The 16023-nt window shown below is 52.3% G+C and carries 17 protein-coding genes; 11 read left to right on the top strand and 6 right to left on the bottom strand.

Annotated features, from left to right (window positions below):
• Nucleotides 1-867: 867 nt before the first annotated feature.
• Complete coding sequence (gene tal, locus POG22_RS10610) at nucleotides 868-2019, bottom strand: transaldolase (RefSeq protein WP_498905166.1); 1152 nt, start codon at nucleotides 2017-2019, stop codon at nucleotides 868-870.
• 310 nt (nucleotides 2020-2329) lie between these two features.
• Between tal and POG22_RS10605 the strand changes: the two genes are divergently transcribed.
• The 5 genes from POG22_RS10605 (at nucleotide 2330) to POG22_RS10585 (ending at nucleotide 5517) form a co-directional block, all read left to right on the top strand.
• Entirely contained in the window at nucleotides 2330-2539 is a 210-nt protein-coding gene (locus POG22_RS10605; protein WP_498905164.1) for a hypothetical protein, read from the top strand.
• A 104-nt stretch (nucleotides 2540-2643) separates the two neighbouring features.
• Nucleotides 2644-3384 carry a phosphatase PAP2 family protein gene (locus POG22_RS10600; protein WP_498905162.1) on the top strand — a complete coding sequence of 247 codons (741 nt, stop codon included), beginning with the start codon at nucleotides 2644-2646 and terminating at the stop codon, nucleotides 3382-3384.
• Nucleotides 3338-3799, top strand: coding sequence for a DoxX family protein (locus POG22_RS10595; protein ID WP_498905161.1), 462 nt, complete (start codon nucleotides 3338-3340; stop codon nucleotides 3797-3799). The genes POG22_RS10600 and POG22_RS10595 overlap by 47 nt, the downstream gene beginning before the upstream one ends.
• 342 nt (nucleotides 3800-4141) lie before the next feature.
• Nucleotides 4142-4339, top strand: a complete 198-nt coding sequence (locus POG22_RS10590) for an NblA/ycf18 family protein (protein WP_063717189.1) — start codon at nucleotides 4142-4144, stop codon at nucleotides 4337-4339.
• 86 nt (nucleotides 4340-4425) lie between these two features.
• Nucleotides 4426-5517: a type 1 glutamine amidotransferase domain-containing protein gene (locus POG22_RS10585; protein WP_063717188.1), complete on the top strand. Its 1092-nt coding sequence runs from the start codon at nucleotides 4426-4428 to the stop codon at nucleotides 5515-5517.
• 80 nt (nucleotides 5518-5597) lie between these two features.
• Here POG22_RS10585 and POG22_RS10580 read toward each other — a convergent pair whose 3' ends face one another.
• Entirely contained in the window at nucleotides 5598-6314 is a 717-nt protein-coding gene (locus tag POG22_RS10580; protein WP_498905160.1) for a hypothetical protein, read from the bottom strand.
• A gap of 168 nt (nucleotides 6315-6482) precedes the next feature.
• On the opposite strand from POG22_RS10580, the gene POG22_RS10575 reads away from it, so the two are divergent.
• From POG22_RS10575 to POG22_RS10560, 4 genes are all read left to right on the top strand, one after another.
• A complete protein-coding gene (locus POG22_RS10575) occupies nucleotides 6483-6716 on the top strand; it encodes a DNA-directed RNA polymerase subunit omega (protein ID WP_017663570.1) in 234 nt (77 codons plus the stop codon).
• Between the two features lie 205 nt (nucleotides 6717-6921).
• Entirely contained in the window at nucleotides 6922-7560 is a 639-nt protein-coding gene (locus POG22_RS10570; RefSeq protein WP_498905158.1) for a hypothetical protein, read from the top strand.
• A 103-nt stretch (nucleotides 7561-7663) separates the two neighbouring features.
• Nucleotides 7664-9475: a tetratricopeptide repeat protein gene (locus tag POG22_RS10565; RefSeq protein WP_498905157.1), complete on the top strand. Its 1812-nt coding sequence runs from the start codon at nucleotides 7664-7666 to the stop codon at nucleotides 9473-9475.
• A 319-nt stretch (nucleotides 9476-9794) separates the two neighbouring features.
• Complete coding sequence (locus POG22_RS10560) at nucleotides 9795-10223, top strand: gamma-glutamylcyclotransferase family protein (protein WP_498905155.1); 429 nt, start codon at nucleotides 9795-9797, stop codon at nucleotides 10221-10223.
• A 33-nt stretch (nucleotides 10224-10256) separates the two neighbouring features.
• Here POG22_RS10560 and POG22_RS10555 read toward each other — a convergent pair whose 3' ends face one another.
• The 4 genes from POG22_RS10555 to POG22_RS10540 form a co-directional block, all read right to left on the bottom strand.
• A complete protein-coding gene (locus POG22_RS10555) occupies nucleotides 10257-11603 on the bottom strand; it encodes a D-alanyl-D-alanine carboxypeptidase (protein ID WP_498905170.1) in 1347 nt (448 codons plus the stop codon).
• Between the two features lie 263 nt (nucleotides 11604-11866).
• Nucleotides 11867-12220, bottom strand: a complete 354-nt coding sequence (locus POG22_RS10550; RefSeq protein WP_017663564.1) for a DUF1257 domain-containing protein — start codon at nucleotides 12218-12220, stop codon at nucleotides 11867-11869.
• A gap of 142 nt (nucleotides 12221-12362) precedes the next feature.
• Nucleotides 12363-13874 (bottom strand): stress-responsive protein Ycf46, encoded by a 1512-nt coding sequence (ycf46, locus tag POG22_RS10545; RefSeq protein ID WP_026098012.1) that lies wholly within the window; start codon nucleotides 13872-13874, stop codon nucleotides 12363-12365.
• Between the two features lie 58 nt (nucleotides 13875-13932).
• Nucleotides 13933-14274: a slr0373 family blue light stress response protein gene (locus POG22_RS10540; protein ID WP_017663562.1), complete on the bottom strand. Its 342-nt coding sequence runs from the start codon at nucleotides 14272-14274 to the stop codon at nucleotides 13933-13935.
• A gap of 324 nt (nucleotides 14275-14598) precedes the next feature.
• Here POG22_RS10540 and POG22_RS10535 point away from each other — a divergent pair, with 324 nt between their 5' ends.
• Together POG22_RS10535 and POG22_RS10530 are read left to right on the top strand one after the other, a co-directional pair.
• Nucleotides 14599-15126 (top strand): Ycf51 family protein, encoded by a 528-nt coding sequence (locus tag POG22_RS10535; protein WP_498905168.1) that lies wholly within the window; start codon nucleotides 14599-14601, stop codon nucleotides 15124-15126.
• Nucleotides 15127-15292: 166 nt separating this feature from the next.
• The gene (locus POG22_RS10530; protein WP_498905153.1) at nucleotides 15293-15742 is read left to right on the top strand and encodes a cupin domain-containing protein; all 450 of its coding nucleotides are present in this window, start codon (nucleotides 15293-15295) and stop codon (nucleotides 15740-15742) included.
• Nucleotides 15743-16023 lie beyond the last annotated feature (281 nt).

Below are 16023 nucleotides of genomic sequence, written 5' to 3'. Positions count from 1 at the left end.
GCGCTCGCACTTGGGAGATTTTAGCTTCCTTGGCGGCTACGGCTGCCCAATCTGACGACTCCTTTATTGACCTCGTTGCCCAGGCCATGCCTTGGCAGGCTTCGACCTGAGTGAGCATCGCTAAACAGATACTCATCTTGAAGATGCCGGGGATCTCGATAGATCGTCTGACCCACGAAACGGAGTTTCAACAGGTTATTTGCTATAAACGATTTAGGATTGCTATAGCAATTTTAGACGAGTCGTGGAAAGACTGACATTCCTAAACCCTTTTGTTATAGCTAGATCGAGAATCTACAAGCGATTTAAGATTACTAGATTAGTTCAAGCAAAATATTTTTTTGAACGAGCGTGAATTAAAAATCAACTGTTTCTAATAAATTTAAAACATAACCAAAAATAAGACATAATAGATTAGAGAGCGATTGCCCTAAATGGGTGCATCTCACTTTTGCAACAACATCAGTTTGGGGTGGCAAAATTCCCGATTAGCACTTCCGGTATAAGATCCCCGGCATCTCCAAGATGCCGGGGATCTGGAAATTGAGTGCGCCCAATTCGATGAATTTACATTTTTGAGATGCACCCGCCCTAAATCGGTTGTACTCCATCCTTCCCTGATAAGCTGGGTTTCAAGAAATCTTCACCACATCCCCCCTTAGCCCCCTATCCCCCCTTCGCCCCCCTTTGAAAGGGGGGTTGGGGGGATGGTTGGGAGGATAGAACTTGTCGCGTTCAGAAAAACCACTGTTAGAAATTTCGTATTAGTTCCTGTGAAGAGAATTCAAAAAAACGAGCGGGGATTTCCCGCCCAATATTTAATAGAACAGATCGACGCGATCGCTCGAGTACACGATCCGAGTTATATTAGGCAGGCATTAACTGCTTCGACTTTTCTTCCAACGTATCGAGAAGAGATTGATAGGGTTGGACGAACTTGTCGATTCCTTCGTCGAGTAACTCTTCCATCACGCGATCGAGATCGATATTAATGTCGCGATCGCGAAGACTCTCGAGCGTTTGATATGCTTTTTCGACGTTACTTTCAATGCGATTGGCTTGGGGTTTACAGTGGTCGAAACAGGCTTCGATCGTGTCGGGAGGAAGCGTGTTTACCGTGTTGGAGGCGACGAGTTCTTCAACGTATAACACGTCGCTGTAGTCTGGGTTCTTCGTACTCGTACTTCCCCACAGCAAGCGTTGTGGTTTCGCACCTTTGGCTTCAAGAGATTTCCAGCGATCGCTCTCGAGAACTTTCTGATATTCTCGATATGCAACTTTAGCGTTAGCGATCGCAACTTTCCCTTTTAACTCTTGTAACCGAGCTTCCTCACTGAGATTTTCCGTTCCAATTTGCTGGAGGCGTTCGTCGAGAAGTTTATCGACTTTCGAGTCGATGCGGCTGACGAAAAAGCTCGCAACCGACGCCACGCCATCGATCGATTTTCCGTTTTGAACGCGGGTTTCGAGTCCCCGTAAATAAGCCCAGGCTGCTTGTTTGTAGTTTTCAACAGAGAACAACAGCGTAACGTTGACGTTAATTCCCTCGGCGATACACTGTTCGATCGCCCCGAATCCCTCTAAAGTACCGGGAATTTTAATCATCACGTTCGGGCGATCGACGGCTCGATACAAACGGCGAGCTTCCGCGATCGTCCCTTGCAAATCTCGAGCTAAATAGGGCGATACTTCGAGGCTAACGAACCCATCTTGTCCGTCGCTTTCGTCGTAGACCGCGCGAAAAATATCGCAAGCGTTTTGAATATCGGCGATCGCCAAAGATTCGTAAATTTCCTGGGGCGATTTGTCAGCATCTGCCCCCGCCTGAATGTCGCTGTCGTAGATTTTATTCCCAGAAATAGCTTTTTCAAAAATGGAGGGATTCGAGGTGAGACCGCGTAAATTGCGCGTCTCGATTTTCTCTTTCAGTTCTCCAGACTCGATTAAAGATCGATCGAGATAGTCCATCCAAATGCTTTGGCCGCAAGTGGTAATTTTAGAAAGAGGTGTGTTATCCATGAGAGTTTCTCCTTATGTGCGTTTTGTGTTTTTTGCGATTGGAAGTGGGTGCGACTGTTGCTGAAGCGATCGCATATCGTTGACAAGTCGCGATCTCCCGAACTCACGGCTCGCCGTAAAAACTGTCTGACGGCTCGATATCGACTCGAGTGTCTGAATTCATCGCGATGAAGAGGTTTGCGAGTACGTAAAGTCCTAACATTACGGCGATACTCACAACAACGTATAAAATTACGTGACTCGGACGGTGTTGTCCCATATTGACAAAGATTAATATCGCCGTTCGAGCGCTCGTTCGCAGATTTCACCAATGGGCGATCGGCAATTTAGCGAAATCGACACTACCATTACTCTATCGAATCGATCGCGGGTTCGGTCTCTTCCAATAGAGGGATTTTTAGAGGCGCGATCGCTTCAAAGAGGAGAGTTCGAGGCGTCGGGAAATCTGCGTCACGCTTTCAGTCAAGAGGCAATCTTATCGGGTTTTATCGTATCGGTAGAATCGGAATCGTTGCGTTAACTTCGGACGAGTCTGCGCGATCTGGCTTCCCACTTACGATAGACGCCAGACTCCCCCAACATCGAGTACGCTCGAAACGTTTGCCACTTAACTTTCAGCACACAATGCCCCATCCCCTCATCAAAAGCGTCAAAAGGCAGTTTTCCAGCACCGGTCAACGGACGTTAGAGTGGATGGTCGCAACGCTCTCGAGCTTGTGGATCGGTGGGTTGGCCATTGCCATGCTGTCGTTGTGGGCGTTTGCTGAAATCGCTGAAGACCTGCTCGAAAACGAGGCTCAAACCTTCGATCGCACCGTACTGCTGGCCATCGGTCAGTGGCGTACTCCCTTCCTCGATCGCGTCGCAGTGGCCGTCACCACACTCGGCGATCCCAGCATTTTAACCGCCATCGCGAGCGGTTTCGTGTTGGTGTGGTTGTTTCAGCGTCATTGGAAACGCGCCTTGTCTTTAGCGATCGCCTTGCTGGGGGTTTCGGGATTGAACCTGCTATTGAAACACCTGTTCGCGCGATCGCGGCCGCAACTGTGGGAACGCGTCGTTGACGTTCGATATTACAGCTTTCCCAGCGGTCACGCGATGGTGTCGCTCGTCTTGTACGGTTTGCTCGGTTACGCACTCGCCCGTCAGTTTCCGCGATGGCGAGTCGGTATCGCTGGGGGGACGATCGCGATAATCGTCGCGATCGGGTTGACTCGGCTGTACCTAGGCGTCCACTGGCCGACCGACGTAATTGCAGGATTTGCAGCGGGTTTAGTGTGGTCGATCGCCTGTATTCTTGCCTTTGAGGTATCTCAAAATGCAGACCTTAAAACACAACTCGATCGCTTTCTTAAAAAGAAATAAGGAAGTTTTGCGCGTCGTTCTTGCAGTGTGTATGGTGGTGGCGGGAACGCTTCATTTTCTCGTCCCCGACCCCTTCGTCAAAATCGTTCCCGCTCCCCTGCCCGAACCGGAAATTATCGTTTACGTCAGTGGTATTTTTGAAATTCTCGGCGGTTTAGGATTGCTCGTCCCCCCCGTATCTCGTCGCGCCGCCTGGGGACTGATTGCAATTTTCATCCTCGTATTTCCCGCCAATCTCAACATGGCCTTTAACGACATTCACATCGACGGTATTCCAGACGGTTGGTGGTTTCAAGCGATTCGCCTACCGTTTCAAGCCGTGTTAATTGCCTGGGCGTACTGGTATACAGGTTTCGATGACAATCCCGATCGCGCCTCGATTTTACCGAGATTTCCCAAGTCTGATCGCTCTTAAAAAATCCCCGATCTACCGTTAGAATTTCGACAAAAACTGGCAGTGTCAAGCGATCGCTCTATTTAGCAAGAGATCGAAACGGGAACGAACGGCGATCGCTCGATTCTCGATGTTTGTAAAAATACAAAACCTTCGTTCTTCAAGCCTATAAAAAAATGCCTAGATCGACAAAGTATACCTCGAGACAGAGGAAAAGTCGAGACCGATCGCCACATACTCAAGGTAGGGGTCGAGCGATCGTAAAACGCGTCTCATCCTTCAGAGGCGATATCAAATCTTGAAAAAGCGATCGCAATAAAAACCCATCCTTAAAACCGACAACAAGACACCTAGGAGGTTGTCATGAGCGAACCCCTCAAGATTTCTCTAGAGCAAGAATTCAATCTCAGGAAATTTGCAGGAGAAGTCAAAAAGCTATCGCGATCTGAAGCGCAAGAGCGTTTAGTCGAACTCCACCGACAAATGATGCTTCAAGACAACCTCTACCGAACGCTCGTCGCCCGTCAGTGGGGAATCGACGCCCCACCTGCATCGGGGTAAATTCGCGATCGCGATCGACATTTTCTTCAGAAGGGAATCTGTAAAAGATTCCCCCACTCAACAGACGTTTACTTCAAGGAAACATTATGGTTACAACGCACAACACCTCACGACCGAAAATCGGAATTTTACTCGAAAATCACTTTGAAGATTCTGAATTTCAAGTTCCCTATCGCGCTCTACAAGATGCAGGAGCAGAAGTTGTCGTTCTCGGCTCCCGCATGAACGACGAATACACAGGAAAACGCGGTAAAGTCACCGTTCGCCCCGACGCTACTGCAACCGAAGTGCGATCGGACGACTTCGATGCTATCCTCATTCCCGGCGGAGCTGCCCCCGATCGCATCCGCACGAATCCCAACGCCGTGAGCATCGTCATGGATGCGATGGCACAAGGAAAACTCGTCGCGGCTATCTGTCACGGACCGCAAGTCCTCATCGAAGCCGACCAGTTGCGAGGCAAACAAGCCACAGGATACCGTGCGATCCGTAAGGATATGCAAAACGCCGGTGCTACCTACATCGACGAACCCCTGGTGATGCAAGATAACCTCATCACCGCTAGACGACCGGGCGATACCCCTATCTTCACCACCGCAATTTTAATAAATCTCGGTCTCTCTCTCGAAAATACCGAGTTACCCGATGTTGCCAGCGAAAATTACGAATGGTGGCAACTCGGCGAAACCTGGGGCGGTTCGACTCGCGACGAAATCGTCTACGCTCTCAATACCGCCATCAGTGGTGAAAACTACACTCTCAAAACCTTTGAAGAGTACGGTAAACGGGCGCGAGACACCGAGCTAGGCGTCATCCTTGCTGAAGTCGTCACGACCAAACAGCGTCATATCCAACTGCTCGAAGCGCGTCTGTCGGCCTTTGGCGAATCCGTGACTTGGCAAGCCGTCGGCGGAGACGCTCTCGCCGCATTGCAAAGCTGGTTGCAGTCGAACGACAGCGATATGGAAATTGCCCGTCGCGCCTTGGGTGACTTACAAACCGGGGTCGTCGATGCGTACCATCTCAGCAGCCAACTGACCGACCCGATTACCGCTGCACTCTTCGACGATATCGAGGAACGGTTGGCACTTCACGAACGGCGGTTTGGCGATTTCTGTCGCGCCCGCTCTCAAGCGACGGTCGAGCCTCCGATGCCCACAACTCTGGCATTCGCGTAATTCCTGTAGGGGCGTTACGCGCGTCCCTACCCCAAACTATTTGAGGATCGAGGGCTAGGATCGCTCGATCCTCAAGTTCGCTATATTTCTCCCATTGCAATGGCCGAATTAGCAAGTTCGGTCATTTTTTCACGGGCAACGGCGTCGTCACCGCTGAGTCCTTTGAGAGACATTCGATAGCGCACGCCATCGATCGCCCATTCCATCACCGGCGGCGCACAAGACGCCCCGCACATCATCGGATTGAAGTATCCCGTCACGCCGTTGGCGAGTTCGACGGTTTCGGCAAAGGTTTCGCCGACTCCGTAATAGTCGCCGTCGGTACGTTTGGCAGCGAACATCCCGTAAAAACAAGCACTCGCACCGCGACAGTTGGGATCGAAGGCTAACTCGATTTCGTAACGATCGGCTTCGGCGTCGGCGATCGCGTAAATCGGCGGATCGTCGGGAAGCGGAACCTCCCTCGGAAGGAGGATGGGAATTTCAGTAATGGGTTGAATTTCCGAGACAGCAGACTCGAAAATCGGCGCGACTTCAGAGGGGGTGGGCGCGTTAGCCGGGGAGTCTTCAGAGGCTTCTTCGACCGGTTCGCCAGCGGTATCGAGGGGAACCTCTTCTGCGACGGGAATCTCGGAGATATCCGGCGATGCGGGTTCTGGGGTAGTGGTGGGCGTCGGTTCTGTGGCGATGTCGCCCTCGGGTTGCATCGATTCGGCCGAGGGACTGCTACCGTTGCAGCTACTCAACAGCAGTGTCGCGCTGACGAGAACCACGCTGAGAGTAGTTTTAGAGTTCAACTTAAATTTCAAACCCCACGGTTTCATCTTCGTTCGGCAGGCGATCGCGACTCCATTAACGGTAACACAGCCCCCTCGAGATCGCCCTGGTCAACTGTCCGAACGCCGGAAGGTCAGTTAAACGTTAAACTAGAGTGTTGAGATTCAACAGAGAGAGAGTCCGCACTTATGCAAAAGCGCAACACCGTCGAGACGCCCCATTTAATGCGTCGCGCTGAAGAACTCGTCGATGCCGCGTCGAATCGCTATCGCATCACCGTACAAGTGGCCAATCGAGCGAAACGCCGTCGTTATGAAGATTTCGACAACCTCGAAGAACCGGGAATGAAGCCGATCGTACGGGCGATCGTAGAAATGTCTGACGAACTCACGCAACCGGAAATTATCGGCGACACGCACTAAACAGTGAAGAGGGAAGAGGGAAGAGGGAAGAGGGAAGAGGTTAGGCTTGGGAATGCTGTTTGGCTTTTTCCCTTCCCTCCGAAAACTTTGAGATAAGATAATTTTAAAAAATTAGCAGCAAATCAAAAGTCAATTGTTTTTTAACCTTTTTTTATTAAAAAAACATCTTTTTTGATTTGTTTGTGAAAAGGGTTTTTATTTTTTTATGATGAAACACACGAAAATAGCGAACTTCTTTGTGGTGTTTCTCTGCGTGATGGCAATTACCGTCATCGGGGCAACAGCTACAGAGATCGATTCCAACGACACGGCTTCCTCGTACCAACTCGCCCAACGACCTCGGGGAACGAGCGATGCGTGGCAGCGGGTTTACGAGATTTTGCCCGAAATTCCCCGCGAAAATCAGTATACTCACGTCGAAACGGGAGAAATCGAGACCGATAACACCCTCATCGGGCGGTTGATTCGCTATCACCTTTACGTGAAAGGACGCCCCTATCAGTATCGCCTCGACTGGAAGCTCACCCTCGCCGATTACCTCGGCGAAAACGAAATTATGAACGAGGGGGTTTATCCCGGTTACGATACCCTAGAAACCAATCCGTTGTTGGGCGATCGCGAAGCAATTCAAAGTCTGACGCCGCAACAACGAGACGATTTGGTTCACGTTCTCGTCAGTATCTTCTATCCCACCTATCTCACCCTACTCGAAGAACAGGCGAATCTCGAGGGCGACCCGGCCGCGTCGGCTTCAGAACCCACCGATCTCGACACGCCACCGCGACGGGGGAGCGACGTTCCGCAACTGCCTCGCTCGGGAGATGCTGAGTTGTTGCTTCCGTGATGGCAGGCGATGAGTGATGATGGAGTGAGGGAACGGGGCGGCGCAACGTCGCGATCGCCACTGCTGTCTTCCCAGTCTACAACCCGTTATACCGAAGTGTTCCATGTCCGATCGAGATCGCTATTTGGCTGTAATCGATAAACTCGTCGAAACCACGTTGGCGGGAAAAATTCGCTCTCAAGAGCAGATTTACCAACGACTGCTGCGGGAAATTCGACCGGGAACCGGGGAAATGTTCGAGCGGTGTCTCGCCGAACGCCTCGGTGAAATCGAGGCGTCTGTGGGAACAACGACGAAAGTAAGTCGGATGCTGCGAGCGTTACAGACGATCGAGAAGCAATGGGAACGCTGGGAGAAAGACAACCAAGAGACTGCCGCGATCGCCTCAGCAGTGCGATCTATTTTAGCCTCGGAACCTGAAGATCGCTTGGAGGCGTTGTTAGGGGCGATCGATCCCAACCAAAACACCCCCTGGACAGCCGAACAGTTACGCCAACTGGCAACCTCCCTCAAGGCTGAAGCCGAAGACGACTCGCAGGTTTGGCAGTTGGCGGCGGGACTGATTGAAGGGTTGACGACGTTCGCTCGCCTCGAAGGAAGCCTCGTCAGTTGGATGTACGAAACGCGCCGCAATATCGGGTTTGGCGGAACGGAAGAACGTCCGGGACCCTGGAGTTTGTGGGCGAGAAACACCGAAGCCTATTTTCCCAGCGAACTCTTCCAAACGTTAGCTCGAGGGGAATCGGTCGGGGAACTGGCGGCGCGGCATTCTGATTTAAGTTGGCAGCAGTTGGTGGAATTGGCGATCGCCTTACAGGGATTGCAGCGAGGGTTAGTCACCTGGTTCGATCGCCAACCTTACGACGTTAAAATGGGCAAACAGCTCTCGGTCAGTACGTTTTTAGTTTTTTCCTCCGTTTGGTGTCAGCTCTCGGAGGGCTTTTCGAGTCGTCCCGTACTCGCCGACGCTTGCTTTCAGATCGCGTTGCAAATTCTGCGAACTTTCGCCGGACGAGAAACGTTCCCCCTTTACGGTGGCGTGTTCGCCTCGTTCTCCGGGGAATATCTCGAGCATACGTTGGAGTATTTGGAACTCCCGTTAAAACGCATCGAAGGAACTCAAGAAAAAGCGCGAATTTTAACGCTGTTGGGCTATTCGCAACGGGCGGTGGGACAGCTCGATCGCGCCCAAGAATTTCACGAAGAGGCGTTAGAGATTGCCGGACAAGCGGGAGATATCGCTTGTGAAATCGCCAATTACAACCATCTCAGTCGTTTGAACGCGGCGACGAAGGACTATCGGGCAGGACTCGATCGCGCCCAGCGTGCGTTAATTGTGGCACGACAAGCTGGCGATCGCCGAGGGGAAGCTAACGCCCTGGCCAACTGGGGCTATAGTCGCGTGTTGCAAGCTCAGCAACTCGAACGGTTAGATGAAGAGACTTCAGAACAGGCGATCGCATATTTGCAACAAGGGTTGACGCTTTCGGAGAAGCTGGGCGACCGTCAGAGTTTGGCGTTGTGTGCCTATAGTTTGGGGTTGGCGTACGTCTTGTTGCAACAGCCTTCGAGTGCTGTGGGCTATTTGCAACAGGGGTTAGACGCCGCTCGAGCTTCGGGAGATTTGTATTTACAGGGATTGAATTTCTCGACGCTCGCAGAAGCTTATTACAACTTACAGGATGTCGGACGGGCGATCGTGGCGGCAGCAGTCGCGGCGTTTTTGCTCGATCGCATTCAAGCCAGCCAATGGCGACAGGCGGCGGGATTGCTGGCAATTTTACAGGGACAGTTGGGAGAGGAGGCGTTTCAAACTCATCTCGAACGGGAGCGATCGCAAATTATCCCTTTTATCGGTGTAGACGGGTACGACGACATCTCGAACCTCATCGACCGACATCGCGGCGAGGGTTAGAGTTGGGGAAAACGAGGACGATTCCAGACCGTTTTTCAGCCCGTCGGCCAGCGCAACGAAGGCGATCGCCCGTTTGCAGCTCGCCTCAAAATTCCAACTTGCTTCGACTCAACCCGCCACTGGCTTGAAATCGTGCGTTTTTTTGTTTTTTTGTTTTTTTGAATCGGCAAATTTAGGCGATCTCTGGTTTTAAGTGAGTGCAAAAAGATCGGATTTTAACAGAAATCGAAGGTTTTGAAACGTCGCGATCGCCACTTTTTTAGGAAGCTTATTAACTCTACAATCAGGCAAACAGACGAACAGAACGAACCCCACAAGAATGGTCAGAGTTTTTGTCTACGGAACCTTAAAACCGGGCGGACGATTCCACAAACCTTATTGCGGCGATCGCGTCGTCGCGACCCAAACCGGGAAAGTCCGGGGCAAACTGTATCACCTTCCCCCCGTCAACTATCCCGCCATGACGACGGGTGACGACTGGGTCGAAGGCGTGGTGTTGTCTTTCAACGACGATCTGGCTTTAGCCAAACTCGACGAACTCGAAGGATACCAACAACATCGTCCCCCGTCCCAAAACGAATACAATCGTTACGAAATCGACGTGTTCGACCTCCACGATTCGAGCAAATCTCTCGGAACGGCTTGGGCGTATTTTATGAGTGTCGAGCGAGTGCGATCGTTTGGAGGAATTTGGCTCAAAACCGGTAACTGGCAGCAACTTCACCGATCGTCACCTCGTCAGTCGTGACGTTTCGGGCAGTCTCGAACGTCCGCGAGACTCTCATCTGGCCACCACCTCGTTACGAGATTGCCATTCCGTGCGATCGTCGTTCGCCGCCAGTTCCTTCGGCGGGGTTTCGACGGCTCCCCATTGCGATTCAAGCGTTTGTAACAATCGTTCTTGGGTCGATCGCAAGGTTTCCGTATCCGTTCCGCCGTTCATCATGGCAAACCAAACGACCCCGCGATCGCGCGTCGGTAACCCGCCAGAAATCGTACTGACACCGTTCAAACTTCCCGATTTAATCGTCGCCAACCTCGGAAGCGGACGGGCTAATAAAATTCCGTTATCGAGTCCCGCGATCGCGACGACATCGGAAACCGTCATCTCTTCGGATTCGAGTTCCCTATTGATGGCTAAATACATCGCCACCGCCGTTCGTGGAGAAATCTGGTTTTCTTCTCCCAACCCCGAACCGTTGATGAGTTGAAGTTCGTCAGCAGGAACTCCCGTCGCGGCCAGGACTTCACGAACGACGACCTCCGACCCTCCCATGGCCTTCGCGAACGTATGGGCGATCGCGTTGTTACTGTAGCGGTTCATCAGTTTCAGCAGTTCGGCGACGGGAACAGATTCGTGGCGAACCAGCAACGTGGTCTCCGCTGGCGGTTCCGAGACGACGCGCACCGTTCCCGCGATTTCGACCTGCGGACGTGGCGTATCGGAGGGAAGAGTTCGATATTGCGTTTCGGCTTCGAGAGTCCACAACTTCGCGTTCAGCCCCTGTTGGAGCAGTTCTCCCGAATACGCCACGTCTTCCTCAAAGTTCATATAGAAGTTTCCGGCGATAATTAAATCACCCGAAACGCGATCGATCCCCAAGTCGTGGAGTACATTTCCCACCTCGATGGCGTCTTCCCAAACGAACATGGGATCGAAATCTCCCACCACCACCAAATCTCCCTCGAGAACCCCGTTTTCGACCGTTCCCGTGGTTTGGAATTCTGTCGCGAAGCGGCGATCGACCTCGAAAACCCGCAACGCCGCCAGAGTCGTCGCGATTTTAGTGACGGAGGCCGCCGGAAACGGCTGCGTTCCGCGAACGTTGGCTAACAGGGTATCGTTCGTTTGTATCCAAACCCCTTGCTTCGTCACGTCGAACCCCTTGGCGGCTAAGGTATCGAGAACCTCGAGAACCTGTTGTTGAACTTCGACGTCGGGATTGTCTGGCGACAGCAGCGGTAGCGGCGATGCGTCTGCTTCAGAAAGGGTTGCGTGTCGAACGGCGGGTTCCCCGGTGGAGTCGGGGGTCGGGTCGGCGACGGTGTCGGAGGGGGTCGTACATCCGAAAAGACCGGCCAGGAGAACGGCGGTGAGAACGACGATGCGATAGCGAGAGTGATACATCACGAAGCGATCGAATTTATCTCAATATCTGAATTTTAAATACTGGTTTTGCTCAACCCGACAAGCCCCTCTATCCCCCCAACCCCCCTTTCAAAGGGGGGCTAAGGGGGGATGTGGTGAAGATTTCTTAAAACCCAGCTTATCAGAAATGGATTCCGTATGAAAGCCATACCGCCATAGAAACCCGCCCGTCTCAAAACACAGAAAAAACGGGTTGACCCGTTCGAGAAGTCAACCCGCAAGCTTGGGAACGCGCAGAGGTTTTATTTTTGAACCATCAGTTTAACGTTGGCATTTTGCAGTCCGGGACGACGGACTTCAGCCAAGGTTTTGTTAACCGCGTATTTTTGATTGATGGAGTTGATGAGTTCGGTTTGATTGTGTTTTTTAGCAACACCCCAGAGGTCGGCGATGAGGTCGAAAGACCCGTCGCTGTTGCGAGACCAACCGAGGTCGTAGTCGCCTTCGAGAACCGCCACGATGTCGGCACGAACGCGCTGGCCGTTATAACCGCGAACGTCAGCTTCGGTTTTCACCGAGATGCCCAGGTCGCGCAGAGAAGATTGTAAAACTTCAGCGTCGGTGATTTTGGTCCGCAAGGTGCTAAAGTGAGACATGAGTTTCCTCCTAGTGGAACTTGGTTGAGAACAGATAACGTGGTTGGTTGGTTAGATTCCACACCGAAAACCGGTGTTGGACTGAATCGTTAGCCTGGTTGGGGCTAACCTTTCCCCCCGGTGGCAGCCGGGAGAAAGCTTGTTACGACTCCATGCGCTGGTAGTCAGCCATAGAGGAGGCAGCCGGACGCGCCCGCTGTCTTGCCCAATCCCGTAGCGCCGTGACCTGTTCGGTCATCGTCTTGGACAGAGGCAGCGTGGATTTTACGGCAGCGATAATATCGAGTTGAGTGAACTCGCGGTCTTGTGCGAACGCTTCGTACATCGCAGCAATGACCGCCTGCTCGATTTCCGCGCCCGAGAAGCCGTCGGAAACTTTGGCCAGTTGTTCCAGGTCGAAGCGACTGATATCGCGGCGACGCTTGGACAAGTGGATGCGGTAAATATCTTGGCGCTCTTCGGTGGTGGGCAAATCGACGAAGAAGATTTCGTCGAAGCGTCCTTTCCGCAGGAATTCACCGGGGAGGCGTTCGACGCGGTTCGCCGTCGCCATCACGAACACCGGAGAGGTTTTTTCCTGCATCCAGGTCAAGAACGATCCGAAAATGCGGCTCGAGGTTCCGCCGTCGGAGTCGGAAGACCCTGCACCTCCAGCGAAGGCTTTATCCAACTCGTCGATGAAGAGAATCACCGGAGAAATGGACTCGGCGGTTTTCAAGGCGTTGCGGAGGTTGGCTTCGGAACGCCCCACCATCGACCCGTCGTAAACCCGTCCGATATCCAGGCGCAGCAGGGGCAGCCCCCACAAACGGGACGTGGTTTTGGCGATGAGAGATTTTCCGCAGCCGGGAACGCCGAGGATTAACATCCCTTTCGGTTGCGGCAAGCCGTACTCTCGGGCTTTTTCGGTAAACGCCCCCGAGCGTTGGCACAGCCACCGCTTCAGCTCTTCCAAGCCGCCGACGGAATCGATGGTTTCGTCTTCCTCGATATATTCGAGGATGCCGTTGCGACGAATCAGTTGTCGTTTCTCGGACAGGACGATTTCCATTTCGGCTTCCGTCAAACGGTTCGCCGTGACCTGGGCTTTTCGGTAAACTTTTTCGGCTTCGTCTTTCGTCAAGCCCAAAGCGGCTTTGAGTAGCTTTTCGCGAGCTTCAGTACTGATTCGTTTGTTGCGACCTTCGGCAAGCTGTCGGGACAAGACGCGGTTGAGTTCTTTCATGTCCGGCAGCGGGAAATCCATCACCACTACTTCTTTTTCTAGCTCGATGGGGATTTGCTGTACCGGAGACATCAACACGATGGTTTTGTCCGTGCCTTTGAAGTAGGCGATCGCATCGCGAAGGGCGCGAGTGACGTTGGGGTTTTCTAGGAACGGGTGCAGGTCTTTGAAGATGTAGACGCCCGGTTCCTTATGCCGAATGGCCCAGTCGATCGCTGCTTCGGGAGATAAGGTGTTGTGAGGGTTTGCCCCGCCAGTCTGGCTGTAATCGATCGTCCCTTTGGTCGAAGTCCAGGTGAAGACCCGGCGTTGAGGTTTGACGGCACCAGCGATCGCGGCGATGGCTTGCTCGGCACGTTCCTCTTCAAAGGTGACGAGGTAGATTAAGGGATATTGAGCTTGTATGAGGATGCTTAGCTCTTCTTTCATGACCATCGACCGACTAAAACGGAGCAATTCGAGCGGAGACTTTTTTTAATACTTAAACTTAGCAAGTCACTAAGTCTTCTTCGGATTGTTCGTTGAGACTCGCGTTGACTTTTTCGACGGAAATGTCGTCGTCTTCGAGAACGTCTTGGCGATCGCCTACGGCGACTAAATCGCCTTCTCGTAATACGCTTTTCGTCTCGCACGCCGGACAACTATAAACCCGGTGCGTGTTCCCAGAAACGGCGTCGAGTTCTTCAACGACCTCTGGATGCGCTAGAAAAAACTTTAGGGCTTTCTGCGCTAACGCCGACATGGGTTCTCCATCGACCGCCGCTCGAATTTTGAGCTTACGGTGGAGTTCTGGCGTTAGATATAGCGTTACTTTCTGTTTGTCTTCCATCTGAAGTTCGGGTGGGTTTACCCAGGTATGTTTCTGACTTTAAGGGGTACTTTCGGGACTGTCAAGACGGTTTGCTGGTTTGACGTCTATTTTGTAATATTCTGTTACATTGAGATGGCGGTCGATCGCTTTATCCGAGGGGTGCGATCGCGCCCAATGCAGGGGTTTCAGCGTAATTTTCGCTCGATCTCTTCACCACAGAGACACAGAGGACACAGAGGGGTTGAGAGGGGGAAGTTGAGAAACTGCTGGGATTCTGGCTCGGACGCCCCGCAAACGGATATCTTGGAAGACGTACTCGATAACGCCTTCTGCTGTTGCCAGATGTATTTCGACCCTATTTTTGCTGTTTTGACGCCAGATGACTTTCTAAAAGCCACGGTCTGGTCTCTCGGATTTACGGGATTTTTCGCCCTGCTGGCCTTGGTGGCGTTCCTCTTTAAGTGGGGATTGCGCTTCCGTCTCGTGGGGGTGACGGGCTTTATGGTAGTGCTGACGAGCGGGTTGTTCGCTCTGAGTATCTTTCCGATTACGACGACGGTAGTGCCGGGAGCGGTGAATTATTCGGTAGTGTACGATGACGGCGGCGGACAGGTCGTCATTACCGTTCCCCAGAACGTGACCGAATCGCAATTGGAAGCGACGTTGCGACAAACGGCGATTAATAAGTTTTCTCCCGGTCGTTTGGGGCGAGATCTGTTAATTCGCGCCCGCACGGTGTTACATCCAGAACCTGGCGTGTCCGAACCCTTGTATCTGGGTCAGGTGACGCGATCGCTCTCCAACGCCGACGAATCCCAATTCGAGATCGAAATCGATCGCGATCGCCTCGCACGACTAGCACGTTCCTAACCTGAGACTCCGGACGCTCCTTCCCCATCCCGTCCGGGGCTTTTTATCATATTTTTTTCAAAAAAGTGGTTTCTGTCACATAAATTAATAGAAAAATACGTTACGTTAAAGGAGATGCGTTCGCGACAGCGGAACGGAGTTCTTTCGTAGCAGGAGCCAGCGAACCATGAGTCTCGTCCGTCAAATCGAGATCCGTGCCTTAGACTCGTTCAAAGGGGGAATGGCAGCATTCTATACACCCCAATCGAGCCACGAAACGATGCTTGTAGAGGTAGCGCCTCACACGGTAGACGACCTGTTCGTCCACCACTTCCAAACCGACCAGTTGCTCGTCGTGCGAGGCAGCATGGTTTTAGTCACTTTACAGAACCGTCGCTACGACTATATACCGCTGAGCCAACACAAACCGACAGTGGTTAAAATCCCGCCCGGCATTCCCCACGGTGCCATCAACCTCAGTCAAGATCCATGCGTCCTCGTCAACGCCGTTCTCCGTCACGGCGACCCCTGCGATAAAGATTACCGTCCCCTCAACCTACCCTTTCCGTATAACTTACAAGCCGCTCAACAGAGTCTAGAGCGGTTCGAGAAGGCGATCGCCCCAGTTTCGGCGTAGGCTTAGCAGAAAGGCAAGGGAGCCGGGGAGCTTTCGGAGCCAGGGAGACAAGGAAGGCACTGTTATAGCGCTCGCCAATTGAGTTAGGACAGTTAGCCCTGACTGTGTATGACTTCCAGGCTTACAAATGTCCTGACTGCTCTGTTGGCTGCTATATCTGTTGGCTGTCTTCACTGGTGACTGGTGACTGTCTTCATCCCATCTGTTGGCTGTCTTCACTGGTGACTGGTGACTGGTGACTGGTGACTGTCTTCATCCCATCTGTTGGCTGTCTTCACTGG

Origin of the sequence: Geitlerinema sp. CS-897, from assembly GCF_028368005.1 — a bacterium.
GTDB lineage: Bacteria > Cyanobacteriota > Cyanobacteriia > Cyanobacteriales > Geitlerinemataceae > Baaleninema > Baaleninema simplex.
Note: the sequence above shows the minus strand (reverse complement) of the source record. Positions and strands in the feature narration are given on the sequence as shown.

Bases quoted from the DNA above. Each gene is read 5' to 3' on its own strand.
- ycf46 (WP_026098012.1), bottom strand. From the start codon at position 13,874: ATGAAAGAAGAGCTAAGCATCCTCATACAAGCTCAATATCCCTTAATC.
- POG22_RS10570 (WP_498905158.1), top strand. From the start codon at position 6,922: ATGATGAAACACACGAAAATAGCGAACTTCTTTGTGGTGTTTCTCTGC.
- POG22_RS10550 (WP_017663564.1), bottom strand. From the start codon at position 12,220: ATGTCTCACTTTAGCACCTTGCGGACCAAAATCACCGACGCTGAAGTT.
- POG22_RS10600 (WP_498905162.1), top strand. From the start codon at position 2,644: ATGCCCCATCCCCTCATCAAAAGCGTCAAAAGGCAGTTTTCCAGCACC.
- POG22_RS10595 (WP_498905161.1), top strand. From the start codon at position 3,338: ATGCAGACCTTAAAACACAACTCGATCGCTTTCTTAAAAAGAAATAAG.
- POG22_RS10535 (WP_498905168.1), top strand. From the start codon at position 14,599: ATGTATTTCGACCCTATTTTTGCTGTTTTGACGCCAGATGACTTTCTA.
- POG22_RS10575 (WP_017663570.1), top strand. From the start codon at position 6,483: ATGCAAAAGCGCAACACCGTCGAGACGCCCCATTTAATGCGTCGCGCT.
- POG22_RS10590 (WP_063717189.1), top strand. From the start codon at position 4,142: ATGAGCGAACCCCTCAAGATTTCTCTAGAGCAAGAATTCAATCTCAGG.
- POG22_RS10540 (WP_017663562.1), bottom strand. From the start codon at position 14,274: ATGGAAGACAAACAGAAAGTAACGCTATATCTAACGCCAGAACTCCAC.
- POG22_RS10530 (WP_498905153.1), top strand. From the start codon at position 15,293: ATGAGTCTCGTCCGTCAAATCGAGATCCGTGCCTTAGACTCGTTCAAA.
- POG22_RS10565 (WP_498905157.1), top strand. From the start codon at position 7,664: ATGTCCGATCGAGATCGCTATTTGGCTGTAATCGATAAACTCGTCGAA.
- POG22_RS10585 (WP_063717188.1), top strand. From the start codon at position 4,426: ATGGTTACAACGCACAACACCTCACGACCGAAAATCGGAATTTTACTC.
- POG22_RS10560 (WP_498905155.1), top strand. From the start codon at position 9,795: ATGGTCAGAGTTTTTGTCTACGGAACCTTAAAACCGGGCGGACGATTC.
- POG22_RS10605 (WP_498905164.1), top strand. From the start codon at position 2,330: ATGGGCGATCGGCAATTTAGCGAAATCGACACTACCATTACTCTATCG.
- tal (WP_498905166.1), bottom strand. From the start codon at position 2,019: ATGGATAACACACCTCTTTCTAAAATTACCACTTGCGGCCAAAGCATT.
- POG22_RS10555 (WP_498905170.1), bottom strand. From the start codon at position 11,603: ATGTATCACTCTCGCTATCGCATCGTCGTTCTCACCGCCGTTCTCCTG.